This is a genomic window from Chlorogloeopsis sp. ULAP02 (genome assembly GCF_038404745.2).
Classification (GTDB): domain Bacteria; phylum Cyanobacteriota; class Cyanobacteriia; order Cyanobacteriales; family Nostocaceae; genus Chlorogloeopsis.
Genome location: NZ_JAYKTT020000023.1, coordinates 134,629 through 151,994 on the forward strand (window position 1 = coordinate 134,629; position 17,366 = coordinate 151,994).

At 42.6% G+C, this 17,366-nt stretch carries 15 protein-coding genes; 5 read left to right on the plus strand and 10 right to left on the minus strand.

Annotated elements, in window-relative coordinates; all coding sequences use genetic code 11:
- The first annotated feature begins 96 nt into the window (after positions 1-96).
- From U2718_RS11015 to mdh, 3 genes are all read left to right on the plus strand, one after another.
- Positions 97-993 (plus strand): DNA-formamidopyrimidine glycosylase, encoded by an 897-nt coding sequence (locus tag U2718_RS11015; protein WP_342003117.1) that lies wholly within the window; start codon positions 97-99, stop codon positions 991-993.
- A gap of 490 nt (positions 994-1,483) precedes the next feature.
- Positions 1,484-1,699, plus strand: a complete 216-nt coding sequence (locus tag U2718_RS11020) for an NAD(P)H-quinone oxidoreductase subunit O (protein ID WP_342003116.1) — start codon at positions 1,484-1,486, stop codon at positions 1,697-1,699.
- 18 nt (positions 1,700-1,717) lie between these two features.
- The gene (mdh, locus tag U2718_RS11025; protein ID WP_342003115.1) at positions 1,718-2,698 is read left to right on the plus strand and encodes a malate dehydrogenase; all 981 of its coding nucleotides are present in this window, start codon (positions 1,718-1,720) and stop codon (positions 2,696-2,698) included.
- On the opposite strand, the gene U2718_RS11030 is transcribed toward mdh, so the two are convergent.
- Positions 2,699-3,370 carry a helix-turn-helix transcriptional regulator gene (locus U2718_RS11030; protein ID WP_342003238.1) on the minus strand — a complete coding sequence of 224 codons (672 nt, stop codon included), beginning with the start codon at positions 3,368-3,370 and terminating at the stop codon, positions 2,699-2,701. It abuts the gene before it with no gap.
- A 100-nt stretch (positions 3,371-3,470) separates the two neighbouring features.
- Here U2718_RS11030 and U2718_RS11035 point away from each other — a divergent pair, with 100 nt between their 5' ends.
- Positions 3,471-4,310: a sulfurtransferase gene (locus U2718_RS11035; RefSeq protein WP_342003114.1), complete on the plus strand. Its 840-nt coding sequence runs from the start codon at positions 3,471-3,473 to the stop codon at positions 4,308-4,310.
- Positions 4,311-4,759: 449 nt separating this feature from the next.
- Here U2718_RS11035 and pntB read toward each other — a convergent pair whose 3' ends face one another.
- The 7 genes from pntB to U2718_RS11070 form a co-directional block, all read right to left on the minus strand.
- Positions 4,760-6,208, minus strand: a complete 1,449-nt coding sequence (gene pntB, locus U2718_RS11040) for a Re/Si-specific NAD(P)(+) transhydrogenase subunit beta (RefSeq protein WP_342003113.1) — start codon at positions 6,206-6,208, stop codon at positions 4,760-4,762.
- 9 nt (positions 6,209-6,217) lie between these two features.
- Complete coding sequence (gene pntA, locus U2718_RS11045) at positions 6,218-7,804, minus strand: Re/Si-specific NAD(P)(+) transhydrogenase subunit alpha (RefSeq protein ID WP_342003112.1); 1,587 nt, start codon at positions 7,802-7,804, stop codon at positions 6,218-6,220.
- 589 nt (positions 7,805-8,393) lie between these two features.
- Entirely contained in the window at positions 8,394-9,644 is a 1,251-nt protein-coding gene (gene cbiE / locus U2718_RS11050) for a precorrin-6y C5,15-methyltransferase (decarboxylating) subunit CbiE (RefSeq protein ID WP_342003111.1), read from the minus strand.
- A 182-nt stretch (positions 9,645-9,826) separates the two neighbouring features.
- On the minus strand, positions 9,827-10,945 hold the full coding sequence (locus U2718_RS11055; protein ID WP_342003110.1) for a geranylgeranyl reductase family protein: 1,119 nt from the start codon (positions 10,943-10,945) through the stop codon (positions 9,827-9,829).
- A 770-nt stretch (positions 10,946-11,715) separates the two neighbouring features.
- Positions 11,716-12,264, minus strand: a complete 549-nt coding sequence (frr, locus tag U2718_RS11060; protein ID WP_342003109.1) for a ribosome recycling factor — start codon at positions 12,262-12,264, stop codon at positions 11,716-11,718.
- Positions 12,251-12,979 (minus strand): UMP kinase, encoded by a 729-nt coding sequence (gene pyrH / locus U2718_RS11065; protein ID WP_342003108.1) that lies wholly within the window; start codon positions 12,977-12,979, stop codon positions 12,251-12,253. Before pyrH ends, frr begins: the two co-directional genes overlap by 14 nt.
- Before the next feature lie 70 nt (positions 12,980-13,049).
- Complete coding sequence (locus U2718_RS11070) at positions 13,050-13,604, minus strand: thioredoxin family protein (protein ID WP_342003107.1); 555 nt, start codon at positions 13,602-13,604, stop codon at positions 13,050-13,052.
- A gap of 559 nt (positions 13,605-14,163) precedes the next feature.
- Here U2718_RS11070 and U2718_RS11075 point away from each other — a divergent pair.
- Positions 14,164-15,069 carry an alpha/beta fold hydrolase gene (locus U2718_RS11075; protein ID WP_342003106.1) on the plus strand — a complete coding sequence of 302 codons (906 nt, stop codon included), beginning with the start codon at positions 14,164-14,166 and terminating at the stop codon, positions 15,067-15,069.
- 67 nt (positions 15,070-15,136) lie between these two features.
- Here U2718_RS11075 and U2718_RS11080 read toward each other — a convergent pair whose 3' ends face one another.
- Together U2718_RS11080 and U2718_RS11085 are read right to left on the minus strand one after the other, a co-directional pair.
- Positions 15,137-16,561, minus strand: coding sequence for an LCP family protein (locus tag U2718_RS11080; RefSeq protein WP_342003105.1), 1,425 nt, complete (start codon positions 16,559-16,561; stop codon positions 15,137-15,139).
- A 263-nt stretch (positions 16,562-16,824) separates the two neighbouring features.
- Positions 16,825-17,310 (minus strand): hypothetical protein, encoded by a 486-nt coding sequence (locus U2718_RS11085; protein ID WP_342003104.1) that lies wholly within the window; start codon positions 17,308-17,310, stop codon positions 16,825-16,827.
- Positions 17,311-17,366 lie beyond the last annotated feature (56 nt).

Sequence of the window (17,366 nt, forward strand, 5' to 3'; positions counted from 1 at the left end):
AGTCAATTTCGGGAGTAAGGAGTAGCAGATAAGGAGTTCAGGCTTCTATCCACTACTCACTACTCCCGATCTAGTTATCTACCAAAATCAACTGAAATGCCTGAATTGCCTGAAGTAGAAACAGTCCGACGGGGGCTAAATCAATTAACCCTCAACCAAAAAATTGCAGGCGCAGATGTACTGCTGCATCGCACGATCGCTTACCCGCATTCAGTGGATGATTTTGTCACTGGCATTCAGGGAAGCGTGATCGCCACCTGGCATCGTCGTGGCAAATATCTGCTCGCCGAACTCTCTTTAGAAAACGCAAAGACAGAAAATGTCCCCGCGTCCCCGCGTCCCTCCCTCCCCTTGTCCTCTTCCATTGGCTTCCTCGGCGTTCACCTGCGAATGACCGGTCAATTGCTATGGCTACATCGCGATGAAGCTCTACACAAGCACACACGGGTCAGGTTATTCTTTGAGAATGGGTGGGAATTGCGCTTTGTTGATCAACGTACTTTTGGTCAAATGTGGTGGGTTCCACCTGAGAAAAAACTAGAAAGTGTGATGACTGGTTTAGCAAAACTAGCAGCAGATCCCTTCTCACCTGATTTTACAGTTGATTATCTAGCAAATAAACTACAAAAAAGTCATCGTCCCATTAAAACCGCACTGCTAGATCAGTCTGTCGTGGCAGGATTAGGTAACATTTATGCTGACGAAGCCTTATTTCTCAGTGGCATATTACCAGAAACTTTGTGTACAGATTTGCAGCGAGAGCAAATTGAGCGATTGCAATCGGCGATCATCAAAGTTTTAGCTACTAGTATTGAAGTTGGTGGAACAACTTTTAGCAATTTTTTAAACGTTAAGGGCGTAAACGGTAATTATGGCGGCGTGGCATGGGTTTATAATCGTGCTGGAGAACCCTGTCGTGTTTGTAGTACACCTATTCAAAGGATTAGACTAGCTGGACGTTCTAGTCATTTTTGCAACCAGTGCCAAAAATAAGGATTCCAAATTAAAAGTTAAAAATTGAAACTGTTGGCAGCAATTAGTGGCAATTGAGTACAACTATTTAATACACTAAAAGTAGTTAGAGTTTGATTGTCAGTAGTTAATAGTTACTAACAACTAGCTTAAAAACTCTTTTATATTTACTTTTGAGGAGATTATAGATTCTAATCTCTCTATTTTGTGTGATTTGCTTATAGGTTTGAGTTTATTCATGCTTGCAATTTGAGCATTCAATGAATTTAAAATCTATCAAATAGATGATGAAATTAGCTTCTAAGTAAAGCAAAATTATTAAGTAGATAAGCATAATTAAATGTAAAATTTTCATTTTTAGACAGCAAATGTAAACAGTCTTTTACTATCTGTCCTCTTGTTAATACAAATATTCCCCAAGTAAAACAAAAGTAATTCCTAGCTCAACAAAGACCGGATACAAGCTAGAATCCTGTATAAAAGCAAATTAATAAATTCAAGAGGGGAATTCATGCCTATTAAAAGAGGAGATACAGTTCGTGTTAACCGCGAAAAGCTAGAAAACAGTATAGAAGCAAAAGCCAGCGATACTCGCTTTCCTTCCTATCTGTTTGATAGTAAAGGCGAAGTTGTAGATATCAAAGGTGACTATGCCTTTGTAAAATTCGGGCTAGTACCAACGCCTAATATATGGTTGCGTTTAGATCAATTAGAAGAGTTTAAGTAGAGTTTAAGAAAAATACTTATGTTTTCCTCCCCTTCCTCCCCATTTCTGTGTCATTCACCCCGCGTTACCGTGATTGGTGCTGGCAGAGTTGGCAGTACCCTTGCCCAACGCATTGCTGAAAAAAACCTAGCAGATGTGGTTTTGCTGGATATTGTTCAAGGAATGCCCCAAGGATTAGCCCTAGATTTGATGGAGGCAAGGGGAATTGAATCACATAACCGTAAGATTATTGGTACCAACAACTATGCCGATACAACTGGTTCGGATATTGTGGTGATTACGGCAGGCTTTCCCCGTAAACCAGGTATGAGTCGAGATGATTTATTGCGGACAAATGCCAAGATAGTCGTAGAAGCAGCTAAGAATGCGATCGCTCATTCTCCCGATGCCATATTTATTATCGTCACCAATCCTTTGGATGTGATGACTTATTTAGCTTGGCAAGCAATGGGATTACCACGCGATCGCGTTATGGGTATGGCAGGCGTATTAGACTCAGCACGCTTTGAAACATTCATTGCGATGGAATTGGGAGTTTTGCCTAGTGATGTCAAAGCAATGGTAATGGGCAGTCACGGTGATTTAATGGTTCCCATACCGCGTTTTGCTACCGTCAACGGCATTCCAGTCACAGAATTATTGGATGCAGACACAATCGAACGTTTGGTAGAACGTACCCGCAATGGTGGCGCAGAAATTGTGGAACTAATGCAAACAGGTGGCGCATTTTTTGCCCCAGCCTCAGCTACCTGTGTGATGGTAGAATCGATCCTGCTAAATCAGTCGCGTTTGTTACCTGTAGCAGCCTATCTCCAAGGAGAGTACGGTTTGAATGATGTTTTTATTGGTGTTCCCTGTCGTTTGGGATGTGGCGGAATTGCAGACGTGTTGGAATTGAATCTCACCGATGAAGAAACAGCTGCCCTTCATCTTTCGGCACAGTCTGTACGGAATAAGATTGAACGGGCGCAGGAAATTCTCACCAGCGTGACTAGGTAGTTAGAATGTGTGTGAGAAAAGTCGTCCTACAAGTTCGGCACGAGACGAAACTCCAAGCTTGCGAAACATCCGTTTTAGAGCTTGCTTAACAGAATTTTCTGTAATCCAAACAGATGCGCCAATTTCAGCATTTGTAAGCCCCTGTGCCACCAGTTCGGCAATTTGAATTTCACGCGGTGTTAACCGATTCATATCCAAACAATTCCATTCTTTAGATTGCAACCGTTTTGCTGTTAACCAAGTTGATAGATGCAAGCAAAAAGCACTCAAATCAGCTAGATCCTTGGCATTAAAAGCAGGATTACCCCGAATACGGGTAAAGCCAACTCCACCGATAAGTTGCCCGGTGCTAACAATTGGCCCGGCCATCACATGACCGTGGTCAGAGCGTGGGCATATAATTTTCCATATAGGGGCAGATAACAACAATTCTTCGTGAACTGGGGCATGGTGCTCAACTAAGTAGCGCAAGACAGGATTATGTTCTACTGATGCAGCAAATTTCCCAACGCCCCGCATATATTTGGGAGATGAGAGTTGATTGAAAAAGAAAAGCCCCCAACGTTGAGCAGCAAAATACTCACCAACTTTAGCCATGACATGTAGTCGTAATTCTTGCTCATCAGGAGCGTGAGCGATTTCTTGAAATAAAGACTGTAATGTGTTTGCCATCATTGCTACTGCAAAGTGTACTCGTTCGAGGACTAGGCGTACTTAGGGGATCAATTTTACTCTAGCCTCATCACTGTTACAGAGCAAGGAGTAAGTTCTCATGTCATTGACAAGTTATGCCCATCCAGAAGTTCTCGCAGATATGCAGTGGATTGGCGAACATTTGCACGATCCTAAAGTGCGTCTTCTAGAAGTAGATATTGATGCTAAAGCTTATGAATTGGGGCATATTCCCGGCGCTGTGTTCTGGAACGGTTTGAACACGATTTTGCAACCTGATTACCATGTCAATTTTGACAAAGGAGCGTTAGAAGAACTGTTCACGCGATCAGGTATAGCTAATGACACAACTGTGATTGTTTATAGCAACCATAATGCTGGTGCTCCTTGGGCATTTTGGTTTCTAAAAGTACTTGGACATGAAGATGTACGGATCATGAATGGCGATCGCAACACATGGATTGCCCAAGGAGGATCTCTGACAACTGACATCCCTGCGATCGCAGCAACTAAATATACAATTCAAAATTTCAATTCGAGTATACGTGTCCTGCGAGATGAAGTACAAGCAGCGATCGGTAAGTCAGACTGCGTTTTAGTAGATGTGCGTACACCTCAAGAGTACTCTGGTGAAGTATTTACCATGCAGCCACCACAAGGAACTCAGCGAGCAGGACATATTCCGGGTGCAGTCCATATTTTTTATGAATTAGTTTTGAACGAAGATAATACCTTTAAATCAGTTGAAGAACTGTATGCCTTGTATAGTAGCAAAGGAATCACCGCTGATAAGACAGTGATAACATACTGTGCAGTTGGGGCGCGTTCTGCAAATACTTGGTTTGTTTTAAAGTATCTACTAGGCTACGAGAATGTACGCAATTATGATGGTTCTTGGAATGAGTGGGGGAATCTATCTGATACTCCAGTCGAGAAATAGTCAGGATTTACACTATAGAATAATAAACCACGGTTCATTATTCCATAACTCGTGCGTAAGTCCTAGAAAAGTTTAAGTTCTGAAGGAGAGAGCAATCGCATGGAGAAGTAGATGAATGGGGAAACAAAAACGAAAACCTTGAAGCTGACAAAGCGTGGATTTACCAAAAGCGTCAAGAACTTGAAATGGTGCAGAATTAAGATTGAATCACTAAGCAAAGTTTAAATGTTCTGATCGAGGCTTAACTAAAAGCCAAGATATTCTTAATTTCATCAGACAGATAAGCGCGGGTTTATCCTGATTGGTACTCATCATATGCAGGAATAAACTTAGTACAGTGTTTCATTAATTCCTAACGAATTAATATTGCGAAAACTCTGCGTAACTCCGCGCTGACTCTGCGTACCTCTGCGTTTAAAAACGCTAATTTGCTTATTTGTTGCAACTAATCAAGTTGACCATACCACCTTTCCTGGTTGAGCCACCTCTACACCCTCCTCACTCTGTGCAAATTTCCCCATGATCGCATCCAAATTTTTCCTCGCATCACCAAACAACATCCGAGTATTTTCTTTATAAAACAAAGGATTTTCAACTCCTGCGTAACCACTAGCCATACTGCGCTTCATCACCACAACAGTACCAGCCTTCCAAACTTCCAGCACAGGCATCCCAGCAATGGGGCTATTCGGATTTTCTAAAGCACTGGGGTTGACAGTATCGTTAGCACCAATTACCAATACAACATCAGTTTTTGGGAAGTCCTCGTTAATCTCATCCATCTCTAATACGATGTCGTAAGGCACCTTAGCTTCAGCCAGAAGCACGTTCATGTGTCCCGGCATACGTCCGGCTACCGGATGGATACCAAAGCGAACTTGGACACCGCGATCGCGCAGCTGCTTCGTAAGTTCCGATACAGCGTGCTGGGCTTGAGCTACTGCCATACCGTAGCCAGGAACGACGATTACACTCTTAGCACCACGTAACAGTTCAATGGTTTCCTCTGTCGTGGTTTTGGCAATTTCACCTACAGGGCGATCGCTCTCCAAGGTTGGTGTACTTGCCTCTGCCCCAAAGCCTCCGAGAATCACGCTGATAAACGAACGGTTCATCGCTTTACACATGATGTAGCTGAGGATCGCACCACTGCTACCCACCAAAGCACCTGTAATGATTAACAAATCGTTCGATAACATAAAGCCAGCGGCGGCAGCTGCCCATCCAGAGTAGCTGTTGAGCATTGAAATCACAACTGGCATATCAGCACCGCCAATCGCCATCACCAAGTGAACCCCCAAAACTGAGGCGATCGCGCACATCAACAACAAGGGTTCCAGCCCGCTGAAATTTCCATCTCCCAAGAACAGAAAACCAAGCCACAGTGAAGCTCCAAGCATACCCAAGTTGAGCAAATGGCGTGCTGGCAGAAGTAGAGGTTTGCTGCTGATGATCCCGCGCAGTTTCCCAAAGGCAACTATCGAGCCTGTGAAAGTCACAGAACCAATAAACACACCCACAAAAATTTCAATTTGGTGGATTGTAGACTCAACTCCAGTGAGTGATTGTGATTCCTGTAGATAATTGGCAATACCCACCAAAACAGCGGCAGCACCAACAAAGCTGTGTAAAATAGCTACCAGTTCCGGCATTGAAGTCATCGCTACACGCGAAGCGATGATAGTACCAATAATGGCTCCTGGGATCACAACTGCGGCTAAGGTACCATATGCATTCGCCTTGAGCGAGAGCGCAGTTGCCACGAAGGCGATCAGCATACCAATGATACCGTAAACATTACCTTTGCGAGCCGTTTCCTGATCGGACAATCCACCTAGACTGAGAATGAATAAGGCACTAGCCCCAATATATGCAACCGTCAGTAGGTTATTTAACATAATTTTCTTTTACTTTTGGAACATCTTGAGCATGCGTTGGGTGACTAAAAAACCACCGGAAATGTTGATTGTCCCAACCAGGATAGCGATCGCACCAAGGATGGTAGTCGATGAACTTGAAGCACCAGAGATTTGGAGCATCCCACCAATAATGATGATGCCGCTAATAGCATTGGTGACACTCATGAGCGGCGTGTGCAGAGCAGGCTTAACGTTCCAGATCACTTGCCAGCCAACAAAGCAGGCAAGAACAAACACAGTGAAGTGAGACAGAAACGAAGAAGGCGCGCTGATACCAATACCAAGGAGAGCCAAGCCAACTAGAAGCAGCCACAAGTCACTGCTACTTTTCGAGGAAGTTGCAGGAGTGGGGACAGCAGAGGACGCAAAGACGGGGGGACGCGGGGACGCAGGGACAGGTGGACGCGGAGGCGTAGGGATTTTCTCCGTATCTTTCAGCACAGGCTTGGGTGGCGGCCAAGTAATTTCCCCAGCATGGGCTACCAATGCACCCCGAATCACCTCATTTTCAAGATCTACTCTGTAGTTGTTAGCTCCACCCATTTCTTCGAGGAAATGGCAAAGATTAGTCCCATAAAGCTGGCTCGACTGTTGAGCCATACGACTGGGCAAATCGGTAATGCCTACAATTGTTACTCCCTTGTAACGATAAACTTCATCAGGGTGTGTACAAGCACAATTACCACCTTGCTCTGCGGCAAGATCGACAATTACCGATCCCTCCTTCATACTCTCAACCATTTCCTGCGTCACCAATACAGGTGCTTTTTTTCCAGGGATAAGAGCCGTCGTGATAATAATGTCAACTTCTTTAGCTTGAGTGGCAAACAACTCCATTTCGGCTTTAATGAATTCGTCACTCATTACCTTGGCGTAGCCGCCCTCACCCGAACCGTCTTCTGCAAAGTTAAGTTCCAAAAACTCTGCACCTAAACTCTCTACCTGCTCCTTAACTACAAGACGTGTATCAAAAGCACGAACAATTGCACCTAAACTTCTTGCAGTTCCGATCGCTGCCAATCCAGCTACACCAGCACCAATGATCAGCACCTTGGCAGGTGGCACCTTTCCGGCTGCTGTAATTTGTCCGTTAAAGAAGCGTCCAAAGTGGTTAGCTGCCTCTATTACAGCCCGATAGCCAGCTAGATTTGCCATTGAACTTAGGGCATCCATTTTTTGCGCCCTAGTGATGCGTGGCACTGCATCCATTGATAAAACTGTAGCCTTACGTGCTGCCAATTTTTCAAGTAAATCGGGGTTTTGAGCTGGCCACATAAAGCCAATCAGCGTTCCTCCCTCCCTGAGCAGTTCAGTTTCATCCTTTCCTAACTCTGGGTGTAACTGCGGCGGACGAACCTTAAGTACAATATCTGCCTCTGCCCATAGGGTAGGAGCATCCGAAACAATTTTGCAATTAGCCTGTGTATAAGCCTCGTTTGTAAAGTTTGCGCTTTCGCCCGCACTTTTCTCGATCAGCACATCAAAGCCAAGCTTCATCAGATGCTTGGCTGTCTCTGGTGTGGCTGCCACGCGACATTCACCAGGGTAAACTTCCTTTGGGATACCAACTTTCATAATCTGTCTCCTCTCTAATTAAGCTGAAATTCCCCAAGCAAAGAGAGACAATAACTTGTTTAGAGTGTAGTTTTGAACATACTATTACAAGAGTAATATTTGATATCTAGAGCTGTCTTAATTCTTCACAAGTAATTGGTAGATTTCTATCAAAATAAATATAGAATTTATACCTATTTTATCTTCTTGCTATATCAATTTCTAGACAATAAGCAGGCAAAAAACACAGGGATCAATAATTTCTCCGTAATTCTTAAACTTATCAAATTTATATATTTTCAAATTAAAAACAAAAAAATTCACAACAAGTAATAAAAATTTTACTTCTTTTAACATCTATTAACTATGATGTCTTTTTTCATGAAAATTTATCTGCCTGATTTAAAGACAGCATTTCATGTAATTTTATTGCACAACAACAAATAGATGAAAACTTCTTCCCTAGCACGCCAGTCGGTACTACGGAGCGGAGCCAGAGACGCTCCGCCTCTGGGGAGCCTCCAAGGGCGCGCTGGCTCCTCTAGTCCCTAGTCTCTATTTCCAAGACAGCACTATCTTACAAAATACTCAATATGCTAAATATAGCCAACTAACTTGGATACTTTGTATTAACAATTGTTACTGGATTTAGTGGTGCAAAACGTGTTAGCTGTCCTATGGGTACAGAGCGAGATAGCTGTACTTGCAATAACTGATACTCCCAAGAGTGAGCTTTGAACCATAATAAGGCAGTGTTGAGATGTTCTAATGTCGCCAAAGCCAGAACTATCACACCTTTGGGATTTAACCTACTAACACAAGTATCAAGAATTGCAGTTAAATTTCCACCGCTACCACCAATAAAGATGCGATCGCACTTACCTTCCAAGCTCTCTAATACTTCTGGTGCGCTGCCGTGAATCGATATAACGTTTTGAACTTGGAAACGTTCGCAATTACGTGCTATTAATGAACTGCCCGCAGTAGTTTTTTCAATGGCATAGACTTTAGAAGTGGGGAATAAACGGGCAATTTCAATCGAGACAGAACCAGTTCCCGCACCAATATCCCAAATAACTTGTCCGGGACGTAGCGTTAGTTCTGCTAAAACTAAAGTCCGGACTTCTCGCTTTGTCATTAAACCAGGACGATCGCTAAAACTGAGAAAGTAATCATCTGGTATGCCAAAGTGAGGTAATTTTTCCAAATCTAACTTTTGAAAATACTCTTGACGTAGTAATATGACTACATTTAAGGAGGCAAAATCCTGATTTTGTACAGATGCAAAATTATCTGCCTCTATAATGCGCTCGTCATTTCCACCTAAATTTTCACAAACCCAAAATCGATATTGACTGGGCAAATTTAAAGACTCTACCAAACGAGCGATCGCACCGGGAGTATTCTTACCATCTGTGAGTACGGCAATTTTTTCCACTCCTTGCTGCAACGCTTGCACTAATTCATCAACAGAACGCCCGTGAGCGCTAATCACACGGGCGTCTTGCCAAGGAACTTGAATACGATTAAAAGCTAGCTGTACTGAACTCAGATGAGGATGAAATGTCAGTGCTTCTGGTGGAAGTTCCGCCGACAGCAACCGTCCTAACCCAAAAAACAACGGATCTCCAGAAACTAGAATGACAATTCCCTCAGTGCCTATTGCCAAATGGCAGCGGATTTCCTCAATTGCTTCAGTAAAATCTTTGAGGACTAAACGTTGAACTGGGTGGTTGGGAAAATAACTCAAGTGGCGATCGCTGCCTACAAGCAATGTAGCTTTTTCAACTAATTGCCTAACTTTTTCCGTTAACCCAGCCACCCCATCTAAGCCAATTCCTACAACATGAATTTTAGTCATTAATTAATAGTCAATGGTCATTAGTTAATATTCACATTTTCTACCGTAGCTATACGTACAAAGTATGCCTACTTTTTAGGACATCAGTACTAAGTAACCTAGTCCGCCTGTGCGGACTTAGTACGTGTAGCCGCACCCTTCTAGGGTGTCGGCGGCAAATGACCAATGACCATTGATAATAACTAACCACCAAAAGGAGTTAAACGCTTGATCGCACGACCGGCAACATCCCCGTAGCGCAACTGCCCACATAGGATTTTACCCATCATTTGGGGTGCAGAGGGGCGCTTGACACCAACTTTGTAGCCAACTCCAGGAAAACGATAAAATAGCCCGGCTAATTTTTGCGCCCAAGCCATATCAGTACCCCACTCCTCATTGATGACATCAGAGTATTTTTCTAGGGCGTTGATATCGCCACCAACAGCTTTGTCAATCGCTTCTGCTGCTTTTAAGCCAGTAAAAATTGAAGGGCGAATACCTTCTGCCGTAAACGGATCAACAACACAAGCTGCTTCTCCTGCCAAAATCGCATTGTCAGTGTGCAACTTTTGCTCGCCATTCCACAGACAAAGGGCGTGTCCGTACTGTTTGCAGGTTTTTACATCCAATCCAAACGAGTTGCCATATTCATCCAAAATTTTCTTAAAATCTTGTGGTTCTCCACCGATAAAAGTACCAACACCAATGGAATATCCATCTGCTTTTGGAAAGTTCCACAAATAGCCGTTTTTCACCATGCCAAATTCAAAGTGGGCAATGTGGCCATTTTCTACTTGGGCTGGTGCTTCGGCTTCTAAAGCTCCTGCTAAACGGCGTTTGCGTTCTTTAAAGCCCAGCCATTTTGCCATAGGGCCTTTTGCGCCATCAGCAGCAATTAAATATCGACCTGTAAATGAACCGTTAGCAGTATTTACTTGCCAGCGATCGCTTTGAAATTCAATGCCCGTGACTTCTGTGTTGTCTTTTAGTTCCGCACCTTGTTTCTGGGCTTGCTGAATTAAGAAGTGATCGAAAACATCCCGTCGTACCATCCACACTGGTTCAGGGGTTTTGAGTTCAGCTTCTACCGGATCGCCCATTTTCCAAGTGCAGCGAATTGTGTTTGCTTTGATAGAGATTGCCGGGCTAAAGTCAAAGTCAAACCACTCAGCCACGCTCGGCGAAACTCCACCACCACAAGGTTTATATCTGGGTAGAGATTCTTTTTCCAAAATTAATACAGAGCGCCCTCGCTTGGCTAAGTGATATGCAGCTGTTCCACCAGCTGGCCCCGCGCCGACGATGATGCAGTCGTACATATGGCTGAATTTCGCTCCTGATGATTGTTGAATTTTTATACTCTACGGCTAGACAGTCTCACCAACTTTAACGTGATTTTGGTGTCTACTGTGCAAAATTTCACAGCTTTGTGTTGGACTAGTCTTAAGTATTTATTTATAACCAAGAATGCTCATTAGGTAAATCTTGGCATTCAAAACTCAATTTTTAATGGCTTATTTCTTTGTTTTTTTATTGTTCTTTAAATTTATTCTTAGTTTTTTCATATTTTTTCGTAGTTTATATGTATTATTTTGAGTACATATAAAATCAGCCGCTTCTCTGGCATTAACTCTACTAAGTTACAATTCATTAGTTGTAATCATTACAAATTTTCTGCCAAGCATTTCAGATAATTCATAAAGTTTTAGTAAATATTTTCGCAACATTTTTGGTAGTTTAGATTAAGAAAAAGCACACTTTACCTTCAGGTATGTAAATTTTAATCTGCACCCCTCTGTGTTTGCTATAAGTTTCTACCGTAGTTATAAACTCCACTTCGGACAGCATTCATGCTTCTAATTGCGTTAAAAAACGCTATAGAAAAATAATTTATTAAGTCATGAGTAGTTGAGAGTAACCAGTTAAACTCTCAACTATTCATACTTGTACCAGCGGATTTTTACTTTTCACAACTGGGAAGCTGCTCTGCGCTACAGGTATATACAAGTTGTCACAGTGTGATCGCACTATGGCTAACTTACCAAAAGTCTGAATTCACAACAGCACTGTCTCCTCTAGTCCTCAATTTTTAGACAGTTGTGATGTCTTTTTCTTTTTCTGCTAGCAGTTCGTTGATTTTGCCAGTGTATTTATCCGTCAGTTTTTGTAATTTATCTTGTTGATCGCGTGCTTCATCTTCTGTTATTTCCGAGTTTTTTTCCATTTTGCGGATAGTGTCTAGAGCATCACGGCGGATGTTACGAAGTGCGACACGCCCTTCTTCAGCATACTTCGCAGCAATTTTGACCAATTCTTTCCGGCGATCGCTCGTCAGGGGCGGAATATTTAGCCGGATTGCAGAACCATCATTATTGGGCGTTAACCCCACATCCGACATCGAAATCGCCTTTTCAATCATATTCAAGGTACTGCGATCGTAGGGCTGAATCATGATTGTTGTAGCATCCGGCGTGCTAATGTTTGCCAGAGACTTTAGGGATGTAGGTGTACCGTAGTATTCTACTGTCACCTTATCTAATAAACTCGCGTTAGCGCGACCAGTGCGAATTGTATTAAAAGCTCGTTGAGTTGCCTCAACAGTCTTTTGCATCGTACTCTCAGCTTCAGCTAATTTCACAAGAACCTCCCACAAGGGTGCCGATCGATTCTCCCATGACTGCTCGGTGGATATTACCCCGCACAGTTAAGTCAAAAACGAGAATAGGAATATTATTCTCCTTACATAAGGCTATCGCGGTACTGTCCATTACCCGCAAATCTTTAGCCAAAACATGGCCATATGTCAGAGTATTGTAGCGCTTGGCCTGAGGGTAAATATGTGGATCGGCGTCGTAGATTCCGTCTACTTTTGTGGCTTTGAAAATCACATCAGCTTCAATTTCTGCCGCTCTTAAAGCAGCAGTTGTATCAGTAGTGAAAAAAGGATTGCCAGAACCCGCACCAAAAATAACCACCCGTCCTTTTTCTAGATGACGGATGGCACGACGGCGAATATAGGGTTCAGCTAATTCCTGCATGGCGATCGCAGTTTGGACTCGTGTTTGTACTCCGATTCGTTCCAGCGAGTCTTGCAGCGTCATGGCATTCATTACCGTGGCAATCATTCCAATGTAGTCAGCGGTTGCCCTATCCATCCCCGCCGACGCGGCTTTGACGCCACGAAATATATTACCCCCGCCAACGACGATGGCCATCTGAACACCAGTAGCTACCACTTCTGCTATTTCTTGTGCTATTTCCTTAACCACTTCTGGATCAATTCCATAGCCCATGTTGCCCATCAAGGCTTCACCACTTAGTTTAAGTAAAACCCGTCGGTAATGTGTTCCCATGAAGTTACGCTTTATCAAAAAATATGCAATTACCTCCAATTTAAGATAACAGCACAGTGACTATCTGTCTCTAGTCACGCCACACTAATGCACTACCTACGGGTTCAGTTTCTTTTGGAAAAATTTCTTTACCTTGGACAAGAGAAGCGATCGCTGCTTTGAGAAAATGTTTTTTCACAGCTAACGGATCTTGGGGATAATCGTCAATTAGTCCTTTGTAGCGTAAAATACCCTCTTTATCGATCAAGAAAGCCATTGGTGTTTTGCTGGCTCCAAAGCTGCGAGTTACATCTTGAGTTGAATCCCAAAGGTAGGGGAAGTTTAATTTGCGATCTGCTGCAAAAGCTTGCATATTTTCAAAGCTTTCTACGGGTAACTGACTGACATCATTGCCATTTACACCTATCAGCGTAAAACCTTGTTTGTAAAACTCAGTTTGAATACTTTTCAGCCTTTCTACATATAACTTTACATATGGACAATGATTAGACATCAAAATGACGCCGACTGCCCGGAACGATTCTAAATAGCGACGAAGATGATGTACTTGTTTGTCAATTCCAGGTAATTCAAAATCTGGTGCGTAACTTCCCACCGGAGTATCTATTGTTTCTAGTACATTCATTGTTCTAACTCCCAGGAACTATGTATGAACAAGAAAACATACGCCCAAATTTGCTAGCGTCATTTCCCCATTTCAAACCACCCCTTTTGTGGATGCTTGATATCCAACAATTTTAGAAATCAATATCACTACTGTAAATTGTGAAACTACTGAATATCAAACTTATGCCAGTTCCACCACGTAATTAAATTATCATAAACAGCATTGTAATTATACGGAGACTTGATTAAAAAACAAATCAGCAATCTTTATGAAGATAAAGCTAAATTCTTTGTCATCGGGGACTCTCAAATCACTAAGATTTATCAAAGAGGATTTCAATAAAACTTGAGAGATCAAAAGTCTTTTCACAGAACTATTCTAGTTTGTAGCACCTAGTGCTTGACTTCTTTGTTATTAAAAGCTTAACAAAGTATGCTTATATAACTTCAACACATTCAAAGCACTTACAAACTAAACACTGCTAACCAACTTGTACACTATTTCTGTAATGACTTTATTTCTGTAATGACTTTATGCCTTTGCTCCACATCTAAAAACTGTCTGGATATAAACACCCATGACTACTTCCATTCCTACCACAGCGCTAACCTCAACAAAAACCTGGAATTGGCGAGGTTTCTCTATCTGTTATCAATCCCAAGGAAGCACTGGCCCAGCTATTGTTTTAGTGCATGGCTTTGGAGCTTCATGGTGGCATTGGCGTAAAAATATTCCGGTGCTGGCAGAAAATTTCCGCGTTTATGCGATTGATTTGATTGGCTTTGGTGCTTCGGTTAAACCAAAGCCTGGCGAAAATATTGCCTATACAATTGAAACTTGGGGACAACAGGTAGCAGATTTTTGCCGTGAAGTGGTTGGTGAACCAGCTTTTTTAGTTGCTAACTCTATTGGTTGTATTGTTGCTATGCAGGCAGCTGTGAGTAATCCTGAGATTGCTTTGGGGGTGGCGTTGCTCAACTGTTCTCTACGCTTATTGCACGATCGCAAACGCCACACATTACCTTGGCATCGTCGCTTGGGAGCACCCTTGCTGCAAAGTATTTTATCTTTTAAACCTATAGGTGAGTTTTTCTTTTATCAAGTTGCCAAACCGAAAACTGTACGAAAGATTCTCCTCAAAGCCTATGCAAACTCAACATCTGTGACAGAAGAGTTAGTAGATATCTTGACAGCACCAGCTAGCGATCCAGGAGCAGCCGCTGTATTTCTCGCCTTTACCTCCTATTCTCAAGGCCCCTTACCAGAAGACCTTTTGCCTCAACTGTCCTGCCCGGCTATTATCTTGTGGGGAACAGCCGATCCCTGGGAGCCAATAAAGTTAGGCAGAGAGTTAGCCAATTTCCCCCAAGTGCAAAAGTTCATACCTTTGGAAGGTGTAGGACATTGTCCTCAAGATGAAGCTCCTGAATTAGTTAATTTAATCTTACAGGACTGGATTTGGGAAATTACCAAATGTGGATAGTGGATAGTTGATAGTAGATAGTGGTAAATAACCAACTACTAACTACTAACTCCCAACTACTAACGACTCAAGGTTGAGTTTGCTCCTCTAGTAATCCTCTTTGTTCCAACCAATCCTTTCCAACTTGAATACTAATATCAGAGCCAAGATTGCCAGTGCTTTCTACTCGTACTTCTCCAAATCCTAGAGTGTTGCGAATAATGTCAGCACTGTTGCCATCTCCTTGTTGGGCAACAATGTGAGTTACATTTAAAGGCACACCCGAACTTTTAGCTATATAAACGTTACGATAACCTGCTTTGATCAGAGATCTGACTAAAGGTCGGAGGTTGGCCTCATCACTACCAGTGCTGTCTTGAATTGCTACTCGCAATGAGGCTGGATCAACAACTTGAGCAAGAGAATCTGTTTCTGTCTCAAGATCAAAATGTTGAGCCATCATTGCATGGATGCGTCTTCTATATGGTATCCAGTAGCTGGCTTCAAATTCATCCTTGCCGCTAAATCTACCGGGTAACATTAACATCTGCATATTGGAGCGATTTGTTCTAGCTCCAAATCCCACTAGCGCTAATAATTCTTCAACAGTCAAGTTAGTATCTATGTGTTCTTTAACTACGTTGAGCACTTTAGGCAATTGAGTTAAAGTCGTGGGGTTGAGAGACTGATCGATTAAGGCTCGAATTACCATTTGTTGCCGTTGAATCCGCCCAATATCACCATTTTCATCATGACGAAAACGTAAAAGTTGCAGTGCTTGCTCGCCGTTCAAATGTTGCTCGCCTTTCTTTAAATTTATGTATAGGTGCTGAGAATCATCTTGGTATTTCATATCTCTGGGAACGTAAACTGTCACACCTCCCAAAGCATCAATTAGCTTGGCAACGCCTAAAACATTAATTCGGATATAACGGTCTATTCCTACGCCGTCTAAGAGGTTGCTGACTGTTTTAGCAGTTAAAGCAGGGCCGCCCTGAATATTGGTGGAATTAATTTTTTTCATGCCCTGCCCCTCTATTTCTACACGTGTGTCTCTAGGGATAGAAAGCATGACTAATTTTTTCTTCTCAGGGTCAAACCGAATCAAAAGCATTACATCAGCAAGCCCGTCAAAGGAGTTTACCTGGGGCAGGTATCTAAGATTTTTAGTTTCTTCTGGAGCATTTTGCACATCTGAAGGGAGGACACTCATCCCCATCACTAAAATATTGACAGGACGAGTTAACTCTGAGAATCGCAGTCCACCTCCAGAAATGCGATCGCTATCAAAAACCGCTGCCTCATCAGCACTGAGATTAGCTTGCATTAAAGGTGTACTAGTTAAAGAAACTGCCAACAGCGCCCCTGCGGTTGCTGACACCATTGCAATACCACTCATACCCACCCAAAACCACACCCAACGCCCAGATTTGGGATTTCTAATGCTTCGGCTATTTGGCTTAGAGGGTCTGGCAGAGGGGTTTCCTTGCGCCGATCTTCTGTGAATGGTCACTGGCTTCCTCACACTTACTGAATACTTCTGGAAAGTAGATCCTAAATCTATAACAGCTAACTCTATAATTATTTGTGCCTAGCTTTGCACTTACGTGTGATCCAAAACACTGATATTTGTGTTTCTCCTTCTTTTTGGTGAATTTGGAGATGATTTATATGAAGTATGGCAACAATCAACAGGATTTGACTAGATCATTGGAAAATCTTGAGAAAAATAAGCCTAAAGCAAATAAATATATAGCTATCTCCTCAAAAGCAAAATCAGGATAAGTACTTACCAACTACTTTCTCAGCAAAATGGTTCAATCCCGGCAATCGTCTAGATTTGCGTCTAACTGTGAGAATTATTAACCAAAGACTTACTAAAAAGTAGCCAGAGGTTAAGAAGCTATTGAGGATCAAAAGACGCACTGCAACAAAATCTAAACTTGCTGCCCCAGTTGCTAAAAATAGGTAGCCTAACACCCAAGATATAGCTAGAGTAATTGACAGACGACTAATGGCTAGTTGTTCCTGATTGGCTTGGCGGTGATAAAGAGTCCATAGGGAGGGGAAAAAACCGATAATGGGAATCAAATACAAAATTAACTCTATAGGCGAAGAGGAGTGGGAGAGGGGGTGAGTGGGAGAGGGGGGAAATTTACCAAAAATACTCCCCGCGTCCCCCCTTTCCCGTGTTCCCGTGTCCTCTTCATTCTCTGCATCCTCCTGTCCTTCATAGTCATTAATTCGTTCAAAATTATTCATAACAGTTGAGTTTAATCCTAAATTAGAGGGATGAATGAGAGTGGAATAGTTAGAGA